At 38.9% G+C, this 22,788-nt stretch carries 26 protein-coding genes; 4 read left to right on the plus strand and 22 right to left on the minus strand.

Annotated elements, in window-relative coordinates:
* Positions 1–10: 10 nt before the first annotated feature.
* The 3 genes from V7077_RS00940 to V7077_RS00950 all read right to left on the minus strand — a co-directional run bounded on the left by V7077_RS00940 (position 11) and on the right by V7077_RS00950 (position 1,361).
* Positions 11–724, minus strand: coding sequence for a serine/threonine protein kinase (locus V7077_RS00940; protein ID WP_335497956.1), 714 nt, complete (start codon positions 722–724; stop codon positions 11–13).
* A gap of 96 nt (positions 725–820) precedes the next feature.
* A complete protein-coding gene (locus V7077_RS00945; RefSeq protein ID WP_335497957.1) occupies positions 821–1,003 on the minus strand; it encodes a hypothetical protein in 183 nt (60 codons plus the stop codon).
* Positions 1,004–1,187: 184 nt separating this feature from the next.
* Positions 1,188–1,361 (minus strand): YozD family protein, encoded by a 174-nt coding sequence (locus V7077_RS00950; protein ID WP_215042916.1) that lies wholly within the window; start codon positions 1,359–1,361, stop codon positions 1,188–1,190.
* Between the two features lie 161 nt (positions 1,362–1,522).
* On the opposite strand from V7077_RS00950, the gene V7077_RS00955 reads away from it, so the two are divergent.
* Positions 1,523–1,690 carry a hypothetical protein gene (locus tag V7077_RS00955; RefSeq protein WP_335497959.1) on the plus strand — a complete coding sequence of 56 codons (168 nt, stop codon included), beginning with the start codon at positions 1,523–1,525 and terminating at the stop codon, positions 1,688–1,690.
* Here V7077_RS00955 and V7077_RS00960 read toward each other — a convergent pair whose 3' ends face one another.
* From V7077_RS00960 to V7077_RS27700, 11 genes are all read right to left on the minus strand, one after another.
* Positions 1,691–2,386, minus strand: coding sequence for a hypothetical protein (locus tag V7077_RS00960; RefSeq protein WP_335497960.1), 696 nt, complete (start codon positions 2,384–2,386; stop codon positions 1,691–1,693).
* Between the two features lie 131 nt (positions 2,387–2,517).
* Positions 2,518–2,739, minus strand: a complete 222-nt coding sequence (locus V7077_RS00965; protein WP_335497961.1) for a YozE family protein — start codon at positions 2,737–2,739, stop codon at positions 2,518–2,520.
* Positions 2,740–2,880: 141 nt separating this feature from the next.
* On the minus strand, positions 2,881–3,165 hold the full coding sequence (locus V7077_RS00970; protein WP_335497962.1) for a YokU family protein: 285 nt from the start codon (positions 3,163–3,165) through the stop codon (positions 2,881–2,883).
* 35 nt (positions 3,166–3,200) lie between these two features.
* On the minus strand, positions 3,201–4,616 hold the full coding sequence (gene ablA / locus V7077_RS00975) for a lysine 2,3-aminomutase (RefSeq protein WP_335497963.1): 1,416 nt from the start codon (positions 4,614–4,616) through the stop codon (positions 3,201–3,203).
* 128 nt (positions 4,617–4,744) lie between these two features.
* Complete coding sequence (locus tag V7077_RS00980) at positions 4,745–6,127, minus strand: sigma-54 interaction domain-containing protein (protein WP_335497964.1); 1,383 nt, start codon at positions 6,125–6,127, stop codon at positions 4,745–4,747.
* A 74-nt stretch (positions 6,128–6,201) separates the two neighbouring features.
* Entirely contained in the window at positions 6,202–7,056 is an 855-nt protein-coding gene (gene ablB, locus V7077_RS00985) for a putative beta-lysine N-acetyltransferase (protein ID WP_335497965.1), read from the minus strand.
* A 168-nt stretch (positions 7,057–7,224) separates the two neighbouring features.
* On the minus strand, positions 7,225–8,499 hold the full coding sequence (locus tag V7077_RS00990; protein WP_335497966.1) for a peptidase: 1,275 nt from the start codon (positions 8,497–8,499) through the stop codon (positions 7,225–7,227).
* A 30-nt stretch (positions 8,500–8,529) separates the two neighbouring features.
* Positions 8,530–9,195 carry a 3-oxoacid CoA-transferase subunit B gene (locus tag V7077_RS00995; protein WP_335497967.1) on the minus strand — a complete coding sequence of 222 codons (666 nt, stop codon included), beginning with the start codon at positions 9,193–9,195 and terminating at the stop codon, positions 8,530–8,532.
* Positions 9,180–9,872 carry a CoA transferase subunit A gene (locus V7077_RS01000; protein WP_335497968.1) on the minus strand — a complete coding sequence of 231 codons (693 nt, stop codon included), beginning with the start codon at positions 9,870–9,872 and terminating at the stop codon, positions 9,180–9,182. Before V7077_RS01000 ends, V7077_RS00995 begins: the two co-directional genes overlap by 16 nt.
* On the minus strand, positions 9,873–11,228 hold the full coding sequence (locus tag V7077_RS01005) for an aspartate aminotransferase family protein (RefSeq protein WP_335498095.1): 1,356 nt from the start codon (positions 11,226–11,228) through the stop codon (positions 9,873–9,875).
* 176 nt (positions 11,229–11,404) lie between these two features.
* The gene (locus V7077_RS27700; protein ID WP_420489597.1) at positions 11,405–11,563 is read right to left on the minus strand and encodes a YjcZ family sporulation protein; all 159 of its coding nucleotides are present in this window, start codon (positions 11,561–11,563) and stop codon (positions 11,405–11,407) included.
* A gap of 119 nt (positions 11,564–11,682) precedes the next feature.
* Between V7077_RS27700 and V7077_RS01015 the strand changes: the two genes are divergently transcribed.
* Positions 11,683–12,279, plus strand: a complete 597-nt coding sequence (locus V7077_RS01015; protein WP_335497969.1) for a DUF502 domain-containing protein — start codon at positions 11,683–11,685, stop codon at positions 12,277–12,279.
* A gap of 40 nt (positions 12,280–12,319) precedes the next feature.
* Here V7077_RS01015 and msrB read toward each other — a convergent pair whose 3' ends face one another.
* Together msrB and msrA are read right to left on the minus strand one after the other, a co-directional pair.
* Positions 12,320–12,751, minus strand: coding sequence for a peptide-methionine (R)-S-oxide reductase MsrB (gene msrB / locus V7077_RS01020; RefSeq protein ID WP_335498096.1), 432 nt, complete (start codon positions 12,749–12,751; stop codon positions 12,320–12,322).
* Positions 12,741–13,232, minus strand: a complete 492-nt coding sequence (gene msrA, locus V7077_RS01025) for a peptide-methionine (S)-S-oxide reductase MsrA (RefSeq protein ID WP_420489601.1) — start codon at positions 13,230–13,232, stop codon at positions 12,741–12,743. The genes msrB and msrA overlap by 11 nt, the downstream gene beginning before the upstream one ends.
* A gap of 228 nt (positions 13,233–13,460) precedes the next feature.
* On the opposite strand from msrA, the gene V7077_RS01030 reads away from it, so the two are divergent.
* Positions 13,461–14,213 (plus strand): DUF4397 domain-containing protein, encoded by a 753-nt coding sequence (locus V7077_RS01030; RefSeq protein WP_335497972.1) that lies wholly within the window; start codon positions 13,461–13,463, stop codon positions 14,211–14,213.
* 24 nt (positions 14,214–14,237) lie between these two features.
* On the opposite strand, the gene V7077_RS01035 is transcribed toward V7077_RS01030, so the two are convergent.
* From V7077_RS01035 to V7077_RS01045, 3 genes are all read right to left on the minus strand, one after another.
* Positions 14,238–14,816, minus strand: a complete 579-nt coding sequence (locus V7077_RS01035; RefSeq protein WP_335497974.1) for a YpmS family protein — start codon at positions 14,814–14,816, stop codon at positions 14,238–14,240.
* On the minus strand, positions 14,817–15,647 hold the full coding sequence (locus V7077_RS01040; protein WP_335497975.1) for an SGNH/GDSL hydrolase family protein: 831 nt from the start codon (positions 15,645–15,647) through the stop codon (positions 14,817–14,819).
* 193 nt (positions 15,648–15,840) lie between these two features.
* Positions 15,841–16,416 (minus strand): SCO family protein, encoded by a 576-nt coding sequence (locus tag V7077_RS01045; protein ID WP_335497976.1) that lies wholly within the window; start codon positions 16,414–16,416, stop codon positions 15,841–15,843.
* A gap of 242 nt (positions 16,417–16,658) precedes the next feature.
* On the opposite strand from V7077_RS01045, the gene V7077_RS01050 reads away from it, so the two are divergent.
* Positions 16,659–17,549 (plus strand): MBL fold metallo-hydrolase, encoded by an 891-nt coding sequence (locus tag V7077_RS01050; protein WP_335497977.1) that lies wholly within the window; start codon positions 16,659–16,661, stop codon positions 17,547–17,549.
* Positions 17,550–17,708: 159 nt separating this feature from the next.
* Here V7077_RS01050 and V7077_RS01055 read toward each other — a convergent pair whose 3' ends face one another.
* The 3 genes from V7077_RS01055 to V7077_RS01065 form a co-directional block, all read right to left on the minus strand.
* Positions 17,709–17,933: a hypothetical protein gene (locus V7077_RS01055; protein ID WP_335497978.1), complete on the minus strand. Its 225-nt coding sequence runs from the start codon at positions 17,931–17,933 to the stop codon at positions 17,709–17,711.
* A 215-nt stretch (positions 17,934–18,148) separates the two neighbouring features.
* Entirely contained in the window at positions 18,149–18,670 is a 522-nt protein-coding gene (locus tag V7077_RS01060) for a hypothetical protein (RefSeq protein WP_335497979.1), read from the minus strand.
* A gap of 123 nt (positions 18,671–18,793) precedes the next feature.
* On the minus strand, positions 18,794–22,720 hold the full coding sequence (locus V7077_RS01065) for a fibronectin type III domain-containing protein (RefSeq protein ID WP_335497980.1): 3,927 nt from the start codon (positions 22,718–22,720) through the stop codon (positions 18,794–18,796).
* Positions 22,721–22,788 lie beyond the last annotated feature (68 nt).

The raw sequence follows: 22,788 nt of genomic DNA on the forward strand, positions 1-22,788 counted from the left end.
ATTTCTCCCCCTAGTAACTCAACTTTCCTATATCTTCTCTGATTTGTGAACAATCGTCATATGCTGATTCAATTTGTAAGAGTCTTCTAATAATGTGTTTTGCCCAAGATGAAACATCTAATTCCTCTTCCCAGCTTTTTTCTTTTTTGTGCGATTCAAAGGAAAAATTAGAATATAGCAAAAACAACAGGAAATGGCCAAGTCCATAAAAATCGGCTTGGAAATTAACCCCTCTTCGCAAATCTATCTGTTTTGTTACTATTTTATCTACTTTTTCCTGTCCTATATATCTCCCTAACCCGAGGTCAATAAGCCTGACCTTCGACCCATCGAAGATTACATTTGGAATCCGTATATCCCGATGGATAATGTCTCTACTATGCAAATATTCGATTAAGGTTAGCAATTCTTCAACAATTTTAAAGGCACCCAATTCTGTTATTGTCCAGCCCTCAGAAAAAATAAGCTGTTCGAAATTTTTACCCTCTATATACTCCATTGTATAAAAAGGTTTTTCCTTGTCTGATCCCTCTTCGAAAAAATGAGGGAATCCTGGATGGTTAATAGACTTTAATAATTCCTTTTCCAGTTCAAATCCTTTTTTGCCTGACTTTGTCATTCTCTTGTGAATCCTTAATGCTTTTAAAACCTTCATTTGCTGGGTGAAGAGATCCATTACTAAATAACTGTGCCCATAGCTGCCCATGCCTAGATGTTTTATCACCTTAAATTTTCCAGCGATCACTTCTTCCGAGGGTAAGGGTTTTTCCAACAAATTCGCCAAGAACAAAACGGACCGCTTTAGCATCCAAATACCTTTTTAGCTGCTAAAAAAACTAGATAAAAAACTGCCGCTTTTATATTTTTTCTTTTTGTAATGGTGGTGTCCATAGTGACTATGCTTATGGTGATTCATTTTTTTCCATGCATCACTAGAAGATGAATATTTGTGATGATGGGTAAGTTTACTGTTAAAAAGAGACTTAAGGATTTTCTTTAACATTAAAACCCCTCCTTAGATTCGTATTCATATATACGAGGCAGACAGATAAAGGTTTCAGCAAAGCAAAAAAAATAATCCATACCTCATAGTCGTAACGGTCCATATGTAATACAAACAAAAAGCGAGCAGCATGCTCGTCTTTTGCCATTCTATCATTAATGAGGAAGACTCCTTTAAGAGATTGTTAGTCATCCTCTACTTCTTCATCAATAATACTCTTTTCGATAAGATATTCGAAGGTTATATCTGCGAGTTCTTCTAATTCATCTTCGCTAGGAACGTAACCCCGCTTCACCAGCTCATGAAAGAAAAATTCGGCAATTTCCTCCGTATCAATAAACACTTCGATTTCTCTCATAGCATCGCCCCCCCTTTTTAGAGAATGTATGATGGTCACTGCTTTTTCATGCTAGTTACTTTTAAAAGGGATAATCATATAAAAAATTTCACTAAAATTTTTTTGTCTTATTTTTGATGGACAAGCATAGGATGTAAAAAAAGACTTAATGAGGTGGTTGAATGTCAAATTTCCAATTGAAGTTAGAGGCATTTATTGAAGATGTTAATAAGGAGGATGGATACACCCTCCGACTAGTTGACAAGTTGACTAATTCCATGTTTTCGTTTATTAAATGGGCTGGAATTCCCTTTGTTCTCTATTTATTGCTCGAGATCTCAAGATGGTAGTTAAACATGGCTTTTCCCATCGTTATTTACCAGACTTTCTAATTTCCTAAGTATTACCCGCATCACTTGATAGTATTCTTGGTCTTGAAACATTTCGTATAAAATTCGGTAATCATTAAAGATGTCCAATAGATTGTCAATTAATTCCTTTTTTTCTTTTTTTCGTTCTATTTCCTCATATTCTGCCTTTCGGACCATGCTCTGAACTTTAGGATTTTTATCCGTTTTTTCTTGTTTATTGACTAAGTATAGGAGACCCAGCTTTTGGATGAAGGTATCTGCATTCTCAGCATCTGCGACAAGGGTTAATTCCTCTTCGCCTGCTTCGAGCCATTCTCCATCGCTCACCCGAGATAGTTCGTAAATGACATCTTCCCAGGCATCTTCTTTGTAACGCCAAATTTCTGTTCTAAAACCGACTACCTTAAACAAATCTGCACCATATCCACTCACTTGAACTAAATCGCCAAAAAAGAATTTATACTCGATATCAATCTGTTCCTGTTCTACAACAGTACCGTCATATTCAGAGAGTAACTGCAGGGCTTCTTCTATATAAAGGCCCTCACTCTTATTTACTTCATAAACATAATTACCGTCTAATAATTTGATATCGGTAACCTTTCCAACCGTACCATAAATGGTGATCACGACAGTATCACCGATCTTATACTTTGGTTTCTTTCGCTTTGCCATATCCTCCCATCCCCTCAAATGGATTAGTCGTGTATGATGATTACAATATTATATGCACGGTTAAAAATATCGCGCATGACAATTTTTGAAATGAAAAAATCGCCTCCTCGAGGCGATCAATTAGCGCTTATTTAACTCTCAGAATGAATATAATCTTCCCAGGCTTCATCAAAAACCGTCATTGATTTCAAATATTGCCCGTTCATTTCGAGATAGGAACTTATTTCATGATAGTCAGCAGAAGTTTTTGGAAAACTATGATCCAAAAACGCATTGTTTGCAAAAACACTAATATCATCCTTTGGGGCAGGATGTCTATATTTCATTAAAAAATGATAAAATGATTTTCTCATACTTTCGAACGCCTTTCTTGTCCAATTCGGAAACAAGTCATTTTCCTTATGAATTACTATAACGGATACAAGTAGTGTCGTCCAGTTGGACTTACTGAAAGTGGAATAACAAAAAACAGCCTCTTAAGGGCTGCTCTTTTGCTAACTCGAAAAATCAAAATAATTCTTTTTTAATAATCTTGGTTTGTTCATTAACTCTTCGTAAGAAATTACTTTTCCAATTTTCCTGCAATCAATTAAGAATAATTGATCCTCTATTTCTTTTACAATCCTCTCGCTCTGGTAGATCATATTACAATCACAGCAATGCTCAGTAGGTGTTTCTGTTATTTCAATTGCTCCTGAGCCGTCCGGTAATTCCCAGAAAACAGAGTCATGAGCAGCTTTCACATTAGAACTATTACACCATTCACATTCCACTTTCATCACACACTCCTCCTAGTCCTCATTGGTCTGATTGTCTAATTTGAATTTTGACTAGTGTTATTATCCTTTTCTTTCTCTGTCAAGGCTTTGAATTTTTTTTCCTTTAATTCATCCCGTTTACTCCGTTTATCTTTTAACGACGAATGAGCAGGATCCTGATGGTATTGCTTTCGGCGATTGAGTCTATTTAAACCTTCCGGAACTAAATTAAAGTGCTGATCATTCATAATCCCGGCGATCCCAGCATGGGATTTTTTCTCTTCCATGTCTGGATACACTTTCGCAAAATATTCCTCGGCCTTGCCGGGAACGTAGTTTTCAGGCTCCGGATAAGAGGTAATCACGCCTTCAAAATTTCGGAGAACGACCTTTTCTGGACTTTGCGAAATTAAATAGTTCGGCTGCAAAGCAATTTTCCCGCCTCCGCCTGGAGCATCGACAACAAAGGTTGGCACAGCATATCCGCTCGTATGCCCCCGCAATCCCTCGATAATTTCTAATCCTTTAGAAACTGGAGCACGGAAATGCCCAATTCCCTCTGATAGATCACACTGATAGATATAGTAAGGTCGGACACGGATTTTTACCAAGTCATGCATGAGTCTCTTCATAATTGGGACACTATCATTAATTCCTGCAAGAATGACAGATTGGTTTCCAACAGGCACACCAGCATTTGCCAGCATTTCACACGCTTTTTTTGAGTCTTCTGTAATTTCAATCGAGGTATTAAAATGAGTATTCAACCAAATTGGGTGATATTTTTTTAAAATATTGCAAAGGTTTTCGGTAATCCGCTGCGGAAAAACCACTGGTGCCCTCGTTCCAATTCGGATAATTTCCACATGATCAATTTCACGTAAATTTTTCAAGATATATTCTAAAATATTATCATTAATCAACAATCCATCCCCGCCGGAAATTAATACATCGCGCACCTCAGGTGTGTGTCTGATGTAGGAAATTGCGGAATCAAGCTGTTTCTTAGGTACACCCATGCCAATTTGACCTGAAAAACGCCTTCTCGTACAATAACGGCAGTACATGGAGCATTGATTGGTGACGAGAAAAAGCACCCTGTCAGGATAGCGGTGTGTTAGTCCCGGTACCGGGGAATCCTCATCCTCATGTAAGGGATCTTCTAGGTCATATTTGGTTTTGTAGATTTCTTTTGAAATTGGTACCGATTGCATCCGAATCGGACAGCTTGGTTCATCTGGATTCATTAATGAGGCGTAATATGGTGTGATATTTAAAGGAATGGTCTTAGTGGAAATTCTTACCCCCTCTTCTTCATCAGGAGTTAAGTGGATGACCTTTTTTAAATCTTCAACTGTACGAATCGTATTGGTTAACTGCCATAGCCAGTCATTCCACTGTTCCTCGGTCACGTCTTTCCAAAGCTCTATATCTTGCCAATGTCTGTTTGGTTTATATAAAAATGGTTTCATATTAGTTCCCCCTAACTTGCTTTATTAAATAATATGCAAGAATTGTGCCAACTCTACAGTCCGTAAAAAAAGCTGATTCTTGGTTGAGCATCCTTTAAGATTCAAAAAAACCGCCGAAAATTCGGCGGTTAGTAAGGGATCTTTTTTAATTTATATTGAAGAGTTTGCCTTGGAATTTCTAAGAGCTTGGCAGCTTGATTGATATTTCCCCTAGATAGTTCGAGAGCACTTATGATAAGCTTTTTCTCCATATTGACCAAATTCTTTCTTAATGAGAGATTTTCGGGAGAATGGTTATCTCCTTGAACACAGGCAGAATTCGGTTTCAGGATAACCGGCAAATCATCGAACCTTAGGAGATTTCCCTCACATACATTCATCATGTATTCAAGCGTATGTTTAAGTTCCCGGACGTTACCAGGCCATTGATAACCTGTTAGGAAGATCTCTAGATTCTTTTCAACACCTTGAATGGTCTTACTTAAAAGTCTATTAAACTCTTGTATAAAAAAATCGGTTAAATACAAGATATCCTCTCTCCTTTCCCTTAATGGCAGGAGAGAAAAGGTAAACACGTTTAAGCGGTAATAAAGATCATGGCGAATCATCTTTTCTTGGAGGGCCATTTGCGGGTGGACATTCATGGCTGCTATAATTCGGACATTGACGGCAATATTTTGTGAACTGCCAACCCTGCGGATCAATCCGTCTTCTAATACCCGTAACAGTTTCGCCTGAAGCTCTACCGGCATTGTATGAAGTTCATCTAGAAAAAGGGTGCCGCCGTCGGCCAATTCAAACAGTCCTTTACGGTCAACCGCCCCTGTATAACTACCTTTTGCAGTTCCAAAAAGAATGCTTTCAAGCAGCGTTTCTGGTATAGCTGCGCAATTCTGAGCCACAAACGGACCTTCCGAACGATGGGATTCATGGTGAATACCCTGGACCATCAATTCTTTTCCAGTTCCAGACTCTCCGTAGACAAGAATCGGTGCATCTGATTTTGCCAGTTTCCTAGCCTCTTCCTTGGTATTGAGGAAATCTGGGTTAATTGTTCTTATATCATTTAGGGTATACTTTACCTGTTTTGCACGCTTTTTAGAGGTACTTTTAAAAAGACCTTTTTGTAAGTCTAACAGCCTTTCAGCAAGCAGCTTCATTCTAGAAAAATCTTTGGCAATTTCCACTGCACCAACGATGTCTCCTTTAACAAAAATGGGCAGCGTGGTATTAATGGTGTCAATCCTCACTCCGTGAATATTTACGTATACTTGAGTTTGATTAAAAATGGGCTTTCCTGTTTTTATTACCTGTAAAAGGGTGCTCGAGTCTTCTGTCAAGGAAGGAAATACATCCATTAAATGCTTTCCCAACACTTCATCTACATCCATCCCATCATGTTTGGCAGCTACTTCATTATAAAAGATCGTCAGTCCTCCGGTATCGACAACATGGATTCCTTCATCAATACTTTTGAGAATGGCAGTCAGAACCTCTTGTGTTAATGCCATTAATTGTCCTATGTTATTCACCTGCCTTTATATAGAATAAAGGGTGCTGAAAAATTGGCACCTAAGCCAAAATTTTAGCAGTTTGCCAGATTTTTTACCCACATATTCATATTCTCTAGTTTGTCGTAGATGTAGCAATTATTCATGAATCTGCCTCTGTATGAATACCCCAGTTGGAATAATGCAGCATTCATCCCAAACGATAAAGCCCTAGCAATGGAATAAGCACAAAAAATACCATTATTCATTAATTCATTTTCTAGTTCCTTAAGGATTAGTTTCATAAGCCCATATTTCCGATGCTCTGTTAACGTTGCACAATCCGTTAGTTCAGCATTTTTGTAATAAGCGTTTATCTCAGCAGAAGCAGCACTGACTATTTTCCCTTGATACGTAAAAATATAGTAGATTGTCCCATCCTTCATGGTCTTTTTTACATAATCAGGGTTATGCAATGGTGTTGGATAGATCTGAAATACTTGTTTATATAAGGACGAAAGCTCATCAGCACTGTTCTCATCTGCCTTTTTTAATTTATATTCCTTTGGAGGGATTGTTTTATCTTTAGTAGAGCTTAATTGGTAAATACTTTGAATCATTCCATCCTCGGTAATCCAATGGTCACTCCTTCTGCGTTCAGGTGAATAAAATTTAGAAAAGAAGTAGGCGTCTGAGCCAAGAAAATATCGGTCCACTATGGCTTCCGGCTGAAGTCCCGCTTCGATAAACGTTTTAAAGTCTTCACAACGGCCTTTAATAATGAGTTTTTCCGTTTGATGCTGTGTAACAAGCTCTGTTACTCTCTCCAATAAAAGTTTTGTATTTCCACGATAATCATCAACCCTGATTCGTTTGTTAAAAGGATCTACATATAATTCACAAAAATAGTTAGCTTCATTCACGAAGATAGTAGATGCGGTTTGGTTCATAAAGTCACTCCTTAGGCAACTGTCTATAAAATCGGAGCTTCATTATTTATTGAAAACGAAATTCAAGTCTGACTGGGAAATAGCCAGACTAGAAACTTATATTTTCCAAATAATTGCCGGATTTGGTCATTTTCATAATATGATTTTAGCAATCTGGAACCGAACCAATTAGTAAGTTTCCTCTATTTGACACCATCTTAATATGGTTAAGGCTATGATTTTACTTGCTGCAAACAAATCATCCAGGAGGATATGTTCATTAGCATCATGTGCCAGTTCCGTTATACCGGGACCAAAGACGACAACAGGAGTATTACCAACAGTCGATAGGATTCCTCCGTCTGTACCCCAAGGACTTGCTTCAATAACAGGCTGCTCTCCTTTTATTTCTATAAAGCTGTTCGTTAATTCATTGATTAACGGATGATTAGTCTCAAGCGTTCCTGGCTGCCATCTGCCGCCAAACCATTCAAGCTTGAGAGGGTGTTTCTTCAGCCATTCATCTTGGTCACACAGCTTTTCTAAGCACTTTTCCATTTCCAGCTGTGCGGATTGGATGCTTTCTTCAGGAGATACACCCATCCTTCCTTCTATCAGGGCGGTATCAGGGACAGATGAAGGCCACTCTCCACTCATCATTTTGCCAATATTAATGGGGATAGGGATAGGAATTTTATTAAAAAGAGGATCAGTTACTCTAGCATTTCGATCTTTCTCTAATTGTTGCAAACTTTGAATCACTTGAAGAGATTTCTCAATAGCGCTTACGCCTTCATATCTTGTTCCTCCATGTGCCGCTTTACCCGTTATCGTAATACGGAACCACATAGAACCTTGCTGTTTAGGAAATATTTTCATATTGGTTGGTTCTGGTATGAGTGCTCCATCTGCCTGATATCCTCTTAAAACCGCCGCAAGTGTACCCGCTCCACCACTTTCTTCTTCAATAACACTCTGAAAAATAACATCTCCTTTTAGCTTTATACCAGAGGCAATAATCGCTTCCATTGCCATTAATAGGGCAACATTCCCCCCTTTCATATCGGTTGCCCCTCTTCCATAAAGCTTGCCGCACTCAATCGCCCCACTAAATGGATCATCTGCCCAGTTCGACTCATCTCCAACCGGGACCACATCTATATGACCGTTTAAAATAATCGACCTTCCTCCACCAACTCCTTTTAATACAGCGACCAAATTCGGATTTCCTTCAAAACTGTGGCGGTCGCAGCAGTAGGCTGGGTGGCTTTTTAATTCATCACCGCCAATTTCCCATATATCTAGCGTTAATCCAAGCTGGCGACATTTCTCAATGACAATAGCTTGTGTACTGCTCTCATTTCCCCGTGTACTATTTTCTCGGACCAGCAGTTGCAAAAGCCGTGCTGCTCGAGCCTGATTTTCCTTCAGCCATTGCTTTACAAGGTGTTCATATTTTTCCATTGGGTTTCCCCCTTAAGCCAGATTTCCCGATTAGTATGGTATGGTGCGAATACTTTCACAAACGTTAAATTCACAGCCTGTTTTACTGGCCACAAAATCAAGATCATATGGGGCAAATAATTCTGTCAAAAGCAATCCTTCTTTAGATACCTTAAAGACAGCTAATTCTGTAATAATCAAATCCACGCAGCGAGAGGAAGTTAAGGGTAGTGTACATGTTTTAACAATTTTGGGGAGTCCGTGTTTATCACAATGATTCATCACTACGATCACCTTTTTGGCCTTGTGGGCGAGTTCCATTGCTCCCCCCATGCCCGGGACTTTTTTCCCCGGAACAATCCAATTCGCCAAATCACCATATTGACTTACCTGAAGGGAACCTAAGATAGTTATATCCACCCTGCCCCTGCGGATCATTCCAAAGGCAACAGCACTATCGCAATAGGAACCACCCTTTATTAAGGTGACCGGAAAGCCGCCGGCATTACACAAATTCTCATCTTCTTCTCCTTTAAGGGGACTGGGTCCCATTCCAGTAATCCCATTCTCCGCATGAAACATCACACGTGTTTCTTCAGACAGGTGGTTGGGAACAAGCGAGGGGATTCCAATCCCGAGATTAACCACCATTCCAGTGAGAATTTCCTCTGCTGCCCGTTTAGCCATTTGGTTTCTCATATCTACTCCCATGCCCATCGCCAATTCACCCCTTGCGAAGAAATGATATAGTCAACAAATACCCCAGGAGTTATAATTTCATCTGGGTCAAGACTACCCATTGGGACAATTTCCTCAACTTCAGCAATGGTGATTTCCCCAGCCATTGCCACAAGCGGATTCGTATTACGGGCGCTTTTGTCATAAATTAAATTGCCATAGAAATCTGCCTTTTTGGCATAGACAATCGAAACTTCGGCTGTTAAAGCAGTTTCCACAAGATATTCGTTTCCATGAAGCTGATATCGGGGTTTGTCTCTAGATACGATTTCATTGTCCATCCCAATATCAGATAAAATAGCTGGCAGTCCCACCCCTCCAGCACGGATTCGTTCAGCTAATATTCCTTGTGGGGAGAACTCAACCTCCAGCTTTCCATCATGCATGAGCTTGCCTGCAATGGGATTGGAACCAATATGTGAGGCAATAACTTTTCTGGCGCGTCCACGGCTAACTATTTTACCTATACCAATATGGGGAAATCCTGTATCATTGCCAATTAAGGTAAGATCCTGAATACCCTTATCCAAAATCGCATCAATTATGGTTGGGGGCGTACCAACCCCTCCAAAACCGCCGAACATTAAGGTCATTCCATCGTAAAAACAATTCATGACAGCTCCTACAGTAGTTATTTTTCCAAATGGGTTTTCCATCTAATGTCCACCCCCCATTCCTGTACTAATTTCGTTAGAAAAAGCTGTAAAAGTGGTTTTTACCAGTAAGATCAATTCTTCTATCTCCCGTTTAGTAATGGTTAAGGGAGGGGAAATAATTATGGCATCTCCATTTACTCCATCTAATCCAGCACCTGCGGGGTAGACAATTAATCCTTTCTCTTTAGCAAGTTCTATTATTTTTGCTGTAACAGTGGACGTCCTCGGAAATGGGGTTTTCGTTTTTTGGTCTGTGACCAGTTCAATTCCCAGCAATAAGCCTTTTCCTCGAACGTCTCCAATAAATGAGAATTGTGACTTTAACTTTTCAAGCTGATTTTTCAAATAGATCCCCTTCGAATCTACTTCTTTCAAAATCTCGTTTTTTTCTAAGTACTCCAGTACTGCCAAAGACACCGCACATGACTGTGGGTTGGCACTCAAGGTATGTCCGCTCATTACTGACTTTGAACCAGCTAGTATCGGCTCCATGACTTTGTCACTTGCTACGGCAGCAGCTATAGGAGCAAATCCTGCCCCCATTCCTTTTCCAAATGCAACAATATCAGGTACGATTCCCCAGTGTTCACAGGCTAACATCGTTCCTGTCCTCCCAAACCCAGTCATCACCTCATCTGCGATAAACAGGATGCCATGATCGTCGCAGATTTTTTTTATCTGTTTAAAATAGTCCTTCGGCGGAGCAATCGCACCTCCCGCTGCACCAATTACCGGTTCAGCTATGAAGGCTGCGATTTGTTCAGCACCTATTCGCTTAATGGAGGTTTCTAATTCTTGGGCGCACAAATAATTACAAGAGGGGGCTTCCAGATTGTAAGGACAACGGTAGCAATAGGGTGGATGAATGGCAGGAAAATCTTCTAAGAGAGGAACAAACCGTGCCCGCCTTCCTCGATGGCCAGACATCGAGAGCGCTCCCATTGTAATACCATGATAACTAACCCATCTTGAAATAATTTTTGTCTTTGTTTGAATCCCTTGTTCTTGCCAGTATTGGATAGCCATTTTCATAGCAGTCTCGGTTGCTTCGGAACCACTATTCACAAAAAAACTCCAATTCAGCTCACCCGGTATCATTTTTGCGATTTTTTCGGCAAGTTTTTCGGCAGCTTCACTTGTAAATTGTGAACGATAAACAAAAGAGACTTTTTTGGCCTGTTCGAGCATCGCTTCCATGATTTCCGTTACCCCATGACCGATGTTCGCAGTTACAGCACCTGAAGCAGCATCCAGGTATTTTTTCCCTTCCATATCAAATAAATAAACCCCTTTGCCATAATCAATGACCGGGTATAGCTCATCTAACATCGGTTTGATTAGAAATGATTTTTCCACCATGGACACCACTTTCTTTCTCAAAATAAGTAGTAGCTATATTCCATTGTATGAAGTGATTTTTCATTCTATCATCTTAATTCATAAGGTCTGCTAAAGAAATATTGCACTTTTACGAAAAAGTTTAAACCTAAAAAAAGAAAGCTGACCCTCTGGGGTCAGCCATTTCGTTTTTATTAAAAAGTCCAGCTTGCGCCAATAATGATTAACAAAATAAATAGTACAACAATTAACGCAAATCCGCCAAAGCCGAAGCCAAAGCCTCCGCATCCACCTACTGGGTATGCAGGATAACCACAGCCGCCATCAAAACCATAACCGTAACCATGATACATTAACATTCACTCCTCAACAAATATTTCTCTTTTCATAAGTACACTATGAACTAGATGCTTGACCTGTATGTGCATTCGCCTATATGATGAGAGACAATGATAATTTTGTGGGTGATAGGATGAAATCAATATTAAAGAATTTTATTAATGGTATTTTAACGATTGTTCCAATTATTCTGGTCATTTATGTTATTTACAAAACCTTTCTATTTTTAGACAGTATCCTTGGCAACACATTAAGACCCTTTTTCAAAGATGATTACATACCTGGATTTGGTCTTTTAACTACTGTCATCCTAATTACGGTTTTAGGCTGGATGTCCACTAAATATATAACCGGGAAAATCATTAAATTTATTGATTACCTGCTTGAAAAAATTCCTGTTGTTAAGACGATTTATTCGGTTATAAAAGATACCGTTCAATCCTTCCTTGGTGATAAGAAATCTTTTTCCAAAGTGGCTTTGGTGGTAATCCCCGGAACAGAAATGAGAAGTATTGGGTTTATTACCTCAGAGGAATTGGAGGATTTTTATTCTCCCCTAAAGGAACATGTAGCCGTCTATATTCCGCAAACTTTTCAAGTGGCCGGATTTACTTTTTTAATTCCTAAGGATCAAGTAGAGATTATTGATGTAAAGGCAGAGGATGCGATGAAGTTTGTCCTCTCTGGTGGAATGACATCGACCTCTAAACAGAAGTCATCGGAGATGTAATATCTATTCAACAAAAAGGCGTCCTAAATGGACGCCCTAATTATTTGTCATTAAATAGGTTGATAAATTCCCCGTAGCCTGATTCCTCAAGCTTCTCTTTTGGGATGAACCTTAATGCCGCTGAGTTAATACAATAGCGCAAACCTGTTGGCTGTGGTCCATCATCAAAGACATGACCTAAATGGGAATTAGCTGATTTACTTCGGACTTCTGTCCGAATCATAAAATGACTATAATCTTCTTTTTCAATTACTTCTTCAGCTTCAATTGGTTTCGTAAAGCTTGGCCACCCGCAGCCGGCATCAAACTTATCAAGCGAACTAAATAATGGCTTACCAGAAACGATGTCTACATAGATACCTTCCCTTGTTTCATTCCAATATTCGTTTCGAAAAGGCGGTTCTGTTCCATTTTTTTGCGTTACCTCATATTGCATAGGTGTTAATTGTTTTTTTAATTCTTTATTTTCTATGTTTGTTCCCCCAATGTCTTTCAATAAACCCCGCACGACCGGATCCGACATGATATGACTCATAATGAGTTCTATTTTTCTTATAATAGTGCTGATGGTATTCTTCAGCAGGATAAAAAGTTTTTGCTGGCAATATAGGCGTCACAATTGGCTTTGAGAAGCGCCCGCTCTCATCAAGTGCTTGTTTAGATTTTTCAGCAAGCTCTTTTTGGATTTCATTATGATAAAAGATGGCTGTCTTGTAGGATTGGCCGCGATCATAAAATTGACCGCCCGGATCGGTTGGATCAATTTGCTGCCAATATAATTCCAATAATTTTTCATACGGAAAAATATCCGGATCAAAGGTAATTTGAACGGCTTCATAATGTCCAGTCGTATCGGAACAAACCTGTTGATAGGTTGGATTTTCAATTGTTCCCCCTGTATATCCAGACAAAACACTTATAATCCCCGGCTGTTCATCAAATGGCTTGACCATACACCAAAAACAGCCACCGGCAAAAGTTGCTAACTGATGAGTATTATTCACATTCCCACCCCTTCATTAATTTATATAAAAGTATACAGAAAGTTTTTTTAAAAATAAACTTATTGAAACACCTCTCGCTTGTCTAATCCTTTCTACTATCAATAGAAAAGGATTAGACACCTACCTATATCAGCTTGAATAAATTATGGTGTAATCCATAAGTTAGGAGTTAATAATATGTCCGAGAAAAGGAATCAAACTGATTATCTCCAAAAAGCAGCGATGTATGATTTGTTAGCCGAGGTCTATAAATATACCAACCCCAACTTACACATGCATTTCTATTTAAAACATTATAAATATATGAATAAAGCAATGAACTTGATCAGATCCCCTGCTCAAGACTATCCAGGAAATGCTCAAGTCCGATTCTTGCATACATCTACTGATTCCCCTAACGTTGATGTATATATAAATGGGAGTCGTATCATTAAAGATTTGGCCTTTAAACACATCAGCCAGAACCTGCCGTTAAAAGCCGGCAAATACCATGTCGACATTTATCCTGCTGGAAATATGGTCGATAGTGTGTTAAATAAAAATATTTTAATTGAGGAAGGAAACTCTTATACGTTAACCATCATTGATTCCGTTAAGAAGATGCGTCTGCTGGTGTTTTTAAACCAACAGGAGGTACCTGTAAATGAATCAAAGGTTCGTTTTATTCATTTATCTCCTGACTCATCCGCACTAGATATTGCTGTTAAAGATCGTGATGTTATTTTCCCGATGGTTTCATACAAACAAGCTACTGAGTATTTAGGATTAACCCCAATGACAGTCGATTTAGAAGTAAGGACAGCGGGGAGCAAAAAAATCCTGCTTCCATTACCGAAAGTAAGTTTTAAACCGAATGAAAGCTACACGATTATCTTCTTAGGGCTGTCAACTGGTGTACCCGAATTTCAATTTATTAGCATTGAGGATTAAAAAATAGGTGCCTGCAACCGGCACCTATTTTACTGGGACTAATATCGTAAAAGCAATATCGTCCTTCTTTAAATTAAATTTGTCTACCTTAATTTTTAGATCGCTTTTTTGTTTTAATTGCTGCATATGAATGTAAATCAAATGATTATTGGGCTGGATTTCAACACCTTTTGGCAGTTTATAGTTCTCACTTATAAAGTTTAAAACGTACGAAATGGGGAGATGCAATTTTCCGACTGACATCGACTTTTGCTTTAAAATTAAATCGCCATTCTTTTGTGCCGATGGTTCAAAAGTCAACTTCAATTTTAACTTTTCACTAAAAAAAGGCAATGTACCATATAATTCTACCTCATCCCCCAACAGAACCTTATATTCTATAGGGGAGTCAGCGGCTTCTTCTTTCAAATAATGGTTAATCAATCTGTTTAAGTCATACTTGTTTGATCTAACATGAAAAGATACATAGTCTTCATTCGAAGTGGTTGTTTTTACGAGTTCCTTCTCCTTAATTGGAGCTGTGACTAACGAAAAAAGAATAATTGCAATTAATAAATTAATTCCTAACAAAATAAGGAATCCCAGTTTCCATTTATTTTTCATCTAATTCTCCTCATTGCTGACCGTGTAAGCCTTTTTCTCCAAATCAGGTATAACCTGATTTGCCAATGCCTCATTAAGTCTCTCTGCTATTAATTCATATCCTTTATCATTTGGATGGAAATTATCTGTATACAAAACATCTTCATCTGCATTTAAAAAGAGGTCTTCGATTGACACAAAATAAGAATGGGAATATTGGTTAACTACACTTTCACCGATTTGATTCCATTCAGCTACAATTTGATCCATTTCTTTTATATCCGAAAACCACTTAGAGAATGGATTATATACTCCAACTAACACGATGGATACATTTGGGTTTTCTTTGTAAATCACGTCGAAAATTTGCGTTAAATGGCTGCGATAGAATTCTTTTTCCTTACTAAAATCCGATACCTGCAAGTCTGAGATGTTGTCTTTGACAATCTTCATGATATCATTCCCACCGATGGTGAGAATCACCAAATCGGCCTGACGCAGAATGGGCTTCATTTCCAGAGATTGGAGCCTTTTGAGCAGCTGTGTTGTTCGATTTCCTTTGACACCATAATTGTAAAAATCAACTTCCTGAATTCTTTTATCTTTTTCGAGCATCGATTTAAGATATGGCAAATAACCGCCTTGTTCTGTACTATCCCCGATACCTTGAGTGAGAGAATCACCTGCAGATAATACTTTCACCTTTTGTGGAATAAAATCAGCAGGGATGGGTTCAAAAACTTGTGAAGCAACTTTCTTTTCCTGATGAAGAACCATTGAAGCAGACTGACTGCAAGAGCTCAAGAACATCATTGCAAAAATTAGAAGGGGGAAAACCTTTTTCACCTTCATTCACCTGCCTCCTAAGTAACTTATTCCCGGATCATTCTGTTAACTGCCAGATTAAAGTAACCTACATAATTAGTGGTAATTTTACCCTACCGTCACCGTCACTTTAATGTTCTTTTATTATAACACGACTATAAATATTCCAAACAAATATGAACGATATCCCGTTCTGTAAAAAAATAGACCTTATTAAGGTCTATTGTAATGTTTTAATATCGTTAATGATCTCCTCATACGGGACATTTTTATATCCATTGTATGTTTTTTTAATATTCCCTTCTTTATCAACCAAGTAAAGAAAAGTTTGGTGTATCACTTGATTTCCGTCTACTGGTTTCTTAACAATTGTCTTGAAGCTGTCAGATGCAAATTTTTCTATAAACTCTTGTGAATATCCGGTTAAGAACGTCCAATTTTTAAAATCCACTCCAAATTGTTTCGCATAGTTCGTTAAAACATCTGGAGTATCTACTGTTGGGTCAACACTAAAGGAAACTAATTTAACATCTTTCAAATTTTCTTCTTTTAATTTCTTTTGGAGCTTAACCATGTTTGCAGTCATTGGAGGACATACATCTGCACAACTAGTAAAAATAAAAGCAGAAACCCAAACCTTTCCTTTTAGATCCTTTAAGCCTATTTGTTTGTTTTGCTGACTTGTAGCCGTGAAGTCCTTAATGGGCCAATTAACGGCATTTTCAATTTTCTTTCCGCATGCCGATAATAATAACGTAAAAACCAGTACAAATAAGAACAAAAATCGTCTCTTCATTCAATCACCTGCAACCTTTTTCTTTTCTAATTAAGAATAGTTTAACAGAGTTATAAAGTTGTTGAAAGCATTCAGCAATTCCCATTGCAGGTTTTTTGACGCTTCTGAATGACTTATGAGAGGAAAAAGAAATAGGTGAAACTTCATCTTCCTATTGTTTGAAAATTGTGATATTATGAATGAGCATTCACTCGGTTAATGATCAACTGAATTTATCGTTTCATAAAGGTGGGGTATGTAAAATGAATCAGATTGGGCCAATCCTAATTCTAGAAGGGGCTAATTTTAGTAAAGTACCTTATTCCAGAAGTTTATATTTAAACTGTTCTGAAAAAGTGCTGATTGATACTGGGGCAGAGGCTAGGATTCTCGAAAATCTCAACCTTGAACATGGCGTTCAATTAATTATTAATACCCATTATCATCCTGATCATACACTTCATAATCACCTCTTCCAAAATACAACAAAATTAATTAACCCAATTGAGTTTGAAACATCGCTTACGGTTGAAGGGGTTGCTAGTGTTAATGGCGTTTTTCAAGAGTGGGGCCAAGAAGGTGTTGAAAAATGGAAGGCTACTCTTCCCCAAAAATGGGTGAAAAATCTTGGGGAAATTTCTGGCGCATACGATTATGAGGCCATATACCAATTCGGCGATATAAAAGTGCAATTTTTACACACGCCTGGTCATACTAGCGGGCTTTCATGTCCATACTTTCCTGAGTTAGGAATAGTTTTCACAGGTGATTATGATATGACTTCGTTTGGACCTTGGTACAACGGGACTGATGGAGATATTGATGATTTTATTTCATCTGGCAAACGACTGTTGACACTTGATGCTGATACCTACATAACTGGACATCAGAAAGGAATATTCTCCAAGCAAAAATTCTGCCAGGCAATGGAACGTTTTCTGGAGAAGATTGAACAGCGGGATGAATTGGTTACACGGTATGTCCAGCAAGGAATGAACTTTGATGAATTAACCAATGTTGGCATATTCTACCCAAAGAAAAGTTTGGAAAACACCATACTCAAAACGTGGGAAAGAAGTGGGATTCGGAAGCATTTAAACAGGTTAGGTTATATAGTCATGGGAATGGATTGTCAATTAGTCAAGATAAAATAATGGATGATGTCTGGTAGACTCATCCATTTTTGTTCCACTTATTCAAAGTAAGACAATAAGGAAAATGCATCCTTTCCTTTGGGGGTACAAACAAATGACCAGTATTCTGCGCTAATACATTTTATTTTCCCGCCTTGCCTAATTAATATATCACCCGCTTCATTTAGGTGACTCGGCTTCTGCTATTGGATTCACAGGCTGGCCTGAAATAGTTTGAATAACTTGATTAGTTATTATTGGTGACTCCACAGCATTCATAGGCGATTGTTCCGCCCATGTTCTAGCTTGAATCTTTTCTGTTATCTCATGTTTTGCATTAAAATGGGCATTTGTGTTAGAAGTTGTATATCCAATTATTAAAATACTAATATAAATGATTGCCAAAAGTTGAACCACTATACCCACAAGTCTATTACTATTATTTTTTGGGAACTTTCTTATCCTAGAGTATCTAATGTTAATCACACTCCTGCTTACATGGGAGGCTGACATAGTAAAACTAAAAAACAATTATGTAAAATAAAATTTCTAAACAAAATGACTCCAGTATAATACCGGAGTCATCGGTTTATTGCTCTTAAATACCAGCCCCGTAATTATTAATTTCCCATATCCATCGACTGATGTTCATTCACATCAACGGCCTTTAGCGTAAGACTCTTTGTTAGCCGATCTTTTTGTCCATCTTTTATTGCACTCCCGTGTTCTTTCGTAATGGTTCCGTCTTTAACGGCATTATCGACGATTTGACTATCAACATCCTTTAATTGTTGTAAGAATTGGGCTTGTGTCATCCCCTTATCTTTAGCAATCTGAACTAACGTTTTACCTTTATTCATTTCATTAATGATATTAATTGGTAGTACATTTAATACTTTTGCCGCTTCACTAATCACGTTCATTTGCGTTAAACGGCTTCTGCGGATGGTAACCCCTGTTGTACCTGCCATATTCTTGGATTTTGGCGGTGAATACTGAGCCATTATTGTTTTGGCATCTACTGAAGTGGCTTTGGATTTACTCTTTGCATACGCAGTATTATTATGCCAAACAGCCACTCCTGTACCTGTAACCAAAAGCAATGCAATAAAAGCAGAAAGCATGACTTTTTTGTTTTTCATTCATGTACCTCCTTATTGCAATTTAGTTCATACACATTTTCCGTAGAACAACCTTTGTTTAGGCTGCGGCTATAGGATTGGTTAGAGTCGCAGCCCTGTCATGATGATCATTTTTAATTCCTTTTAAGGTGTTAAGATATTAATTGAATTTGACCATGCAGAGTTTCCAATCTGATTTAAAGCTCGAACTCTTACATAGTAGGTATTTTTCTTAATGAACCCTGTTCTCGTATATATTGTTAAATTACCGCCAGTATTGTAGGTTGAAACGTTTGTCGTAAAAGTTGGATCAGTGGAAAATTGAACATCGTAACTGCTAATCGTTCCGGCTGGGGCAGTCCAATTTACCCTAATAGTGTCAGTAGTCTTTCCACTTGTAGCAGTAGCGCTTACTCCCGTTGGTGATGCAGGAACATTCGAAATCGTAACTTTGACAGTATTTGAATAATTCGATGGTGTATTACCATTTACTGCGTTTACACGATAATAATAAGTCCCGCCAGCTTGTACTTTCGTGTCAGAATAGGTAATTGTTGTTCCTCTACCTGTTTTTAATCCACGTGTATCGATCACCATAAAGTTCACTCCATCATTTGAACGTTCAATGGTGAATCCTGTCTCGTTCAATGATTGATCTGTCCATGACAGACCTACAATTGGACCGAATTGTACTGTTGCTTTAAGATTAGTTGGGGCAACAGGTGCAGATGCAGGTGTCGTAATCGTCACACTAGATGTGTTTGAGTAATCTGATGCTAGTGTTCCATTGACAGCCTTAACTCGATATGTGTAAGTAGTCCCTACTGTTAAATTTGTGTCCGTAAACGTGGAAAGAGTTGAGGTTCCAACAAAGCTAAAGTTTATTGAATCGGTTGAACGTTCAACAATAAACCCTGTTGCATTCGTCGCATTGTCTGTCCATGTTAAGTTTACGTTTGTCCCAGATTGTACAGCAGTTAATTTGCTAGGTGCCAGTGGAAGTCCAGGAGCAATCACCGAATTGGAAGGTGTTCCACCAGTCAGATAGGAAATCGGATCAAGCTGATCGGCAGCCGTTGCCGCATTAAATGCATCAATTCTATAAGAATAGGTAGTATTTAGGTCTGCAGTTGTATCGATGTAATTTGTAGTATTCGCTAATACAGATCCTATTTTTGTAAACGCTCCGACTATTCCTTTGTTAACTGGTGCCCGCATAATATTGAACCCTATTTCATTTGAGGAATTACCTAATTTAGTCAAATCATAGTTACCATTATTAAGGGTAACTTGTGTTGGGTCCGTCCATGTTAGGTTTACTAATCCCCCGTTATTCCTTGTTAAGGTTAGCGTAGATGCACTTGGCTTGGTATTCGTAAAGTTAAAACTCATCGTCCGCATCATATCGTTTTCTTCATGTCCTAATAAATGACAGTGCCATACGTATTCCCAAGCAAAATTCGTCATCTTGTTTATGACAGTAACTGGATTTCCTGTCAGTGGGTCGACGTTCATAAACTGGCCAGTAGATCCTAAAGGCATGGTTGGATCAAGCGGGCGAATACTATCAGGTACTCCAAATGGCAACTTTGGTGAAACTGGCCTTAATGCAACGATACAGTCTTCCAATGGATTCATTCTAACGGTATCTTTCCAGCCTAGTTCGTTTGCATCTGGGAACCTAATGGAGCCATCCCAGCCAACTCGATTGATGAGCTGGACATCAAATAAATGGAAGTGTATAGCATGTGTATCGACACCATTATGAGTAATCTTCCAAAGCTGTGTTCCATCACCGGTTGGGGAACCAATAGGTGTCATCGAATCCTGAAGGTTCTCTGAGGTCGGATCAACATATCCCAACATAATGGTAGTTTGATTCTGGAAGTTTGTATTTGGCATTTCCACCCCGAGTGTTGCATTCATCCGCCCAAAAGTTTGTTCAAACTCTTCTGCGATCGCCTTCGGCTTTAGATCCATCGTCACAGAGGTGGTCGTTCCTGGTGGTGTAAAAGTTGATGTGTTGTCTTGAATATTAACCCATTTGCGATTAGGATCGTCGGGCTGATTTGGAAAAATAAGACTATTTTGACCAGTAGCAAAAGCATTTGGGATGGCAGCATTTAATTTATTCAAGGTGTCTTGAGTTGTGTCGACTGCATTTGGGTCCGCTGCAACCTTTATCTGCATAATCGTACGTGTATTGGGTCCAAAGCCTGGCTGTGTTGTAGGTGCTCCACCAGTATTTTCACCCGTCGCTGACTGGTCTGGATCCCCTGTATAATAATCGTAACGAGGGTCAAATGCAGGAACAGGAGCAGGTGCGTCATTATAAAGAATTAAAGTCTGACCAGCATATTTGCTGAAGTCGACCACTACGTCTGCCCGTTCGGCAGGTGCCAATAATAAAGTTTTATCCTTTACATTTAAGACTGTAATACTCCTTCGGCCATATTCATAATTGATCGGTTGATTTTTAAGGACTGCTGGCTTCGGTAAAAATCCACTGTCATTTCCAATTTGAATCATTTCTGGTCCCGCTGTAGTAGGATCCGGAACTCCACCATCACGACCATCTGACGGCCATGTCGATGGATACGCCGTATTACGGACAGCATCTACCATTTTAACTTCACCGGCATTTGCATCGTTTAACGTACCATCAGTTTTCCACATTTCTCCATTTGACTTAGCTTGATAGAATTGTAGATTCCACATTCTATCATTTGATGCATTCAAAACCCTGAACCGATATGCTTTAGGATCAACTGTTAAAGTAGGATAGACTGTTCCATTAATGACAGGCGTATCCATAAATGCTTCAGGAGTGGTCGATACATTCGGTGTTCCAGGATTCATTGGAGCTTGGCCTTGTTCACCATCTAACGGATTCGTAACTGGGCCATTTTTTAGGCCTGTATTTGGTGGCCAGAACCAAGGACCATAATCCCATCGCCCCATTGGATTGGAACCGGACAAATCATAAGGATTTTGGTTTGGCATATAAACGTGTGGGAACCATAGACTACCCTGTCCGCCCCATTTATTCGTATCCCAGGTAGGGTCTGTAGCTTTCAACTGTGTATCAGATGGGACAAAGGTTTTATCTTCAATGATTAATGGTATCTCATTATTACCACTTGGAATAACACCTTGATCAATTAGATTTTGCTCCACCTGATCTCGAATAAGGTATCCCGCAGCCTCTCCGGCATAAACGTTTAACCGAGTAAGCCCATAACTGTGATCGTGAAAAAACATTAGCCTGGCACTTTGCTGATTAGTATAAAAGAATGTTTGGGAACCATCGCCTGGATCAGGCATATCTGGTACATTTCGGACGCTAACTCCTTTTGGATATGGAGTATCCTCTCCCGCTGGAGTAATCCATTGGTGAGGAGTACCATCGCTAATCCATGGGGTTATACCACCATGTAAATGAAGGGTGGCACGGTTTTGAGTATATTTATGTACTCCATCCGGGCCCATACCAGCCCCCATAAGGCTATCATCTACTGGCAGGAATAAATCTCCACCACTTCCTGTAGGCAATTTGTTTGTAAATTTTATTCGGACGGGCCGATCTTTCTTAGCAATAATTACCGGTCCAAGATAATTCGGCTTGCTAACAGCAGGATCTGTTGTATTTGTTTGCATATAGCCCCTCAGCTTTGTTGGCTGCAAGTCACTATGCATTTGTTCTTCATACTCTACTAACGAAATTTCATAATAATCTGACCCTGGATATGTCGTTGTATCCGGAACAGCAACTGGAAGATATTGTCCAAGATTGTTTTTATTAGCTTCACCCAACCCTGGTAAAGTATCAACGAATTTTCTTATTCCCGTACCTGCAATGTGGTTCCCGTTAGAATCATATTCCGGCAGTTGGCTATTTGCATAATTCGGTGTTGTCCAATAATCTGGAGTACCTCCTGGGACACCAGTTGCCGCAAGTGCCTTCAAAGAAGAACTCCCTCCAAACGGCGTTACCCCAACGGCTAACAAACCTGCAAGCATACCCAATTTAAATTTGCGACCCGCTACTTTCGCTTTTTTAAACCTAATCATATCGCATCAGCATCTCTCCCTAAAATTTTTTAATGAGCTATATCTTTTCTATTTAACTAATTGCTCAT

Source organism: Neobacillus vireti (genome assembly GCF_036962465.1).
Taxonomy (GTDB): Bacteria; Bacillota; Bacilli; order Bacillales; family Cytobacillaceae; genus Neobacillus; species Neobacillus vireti_B.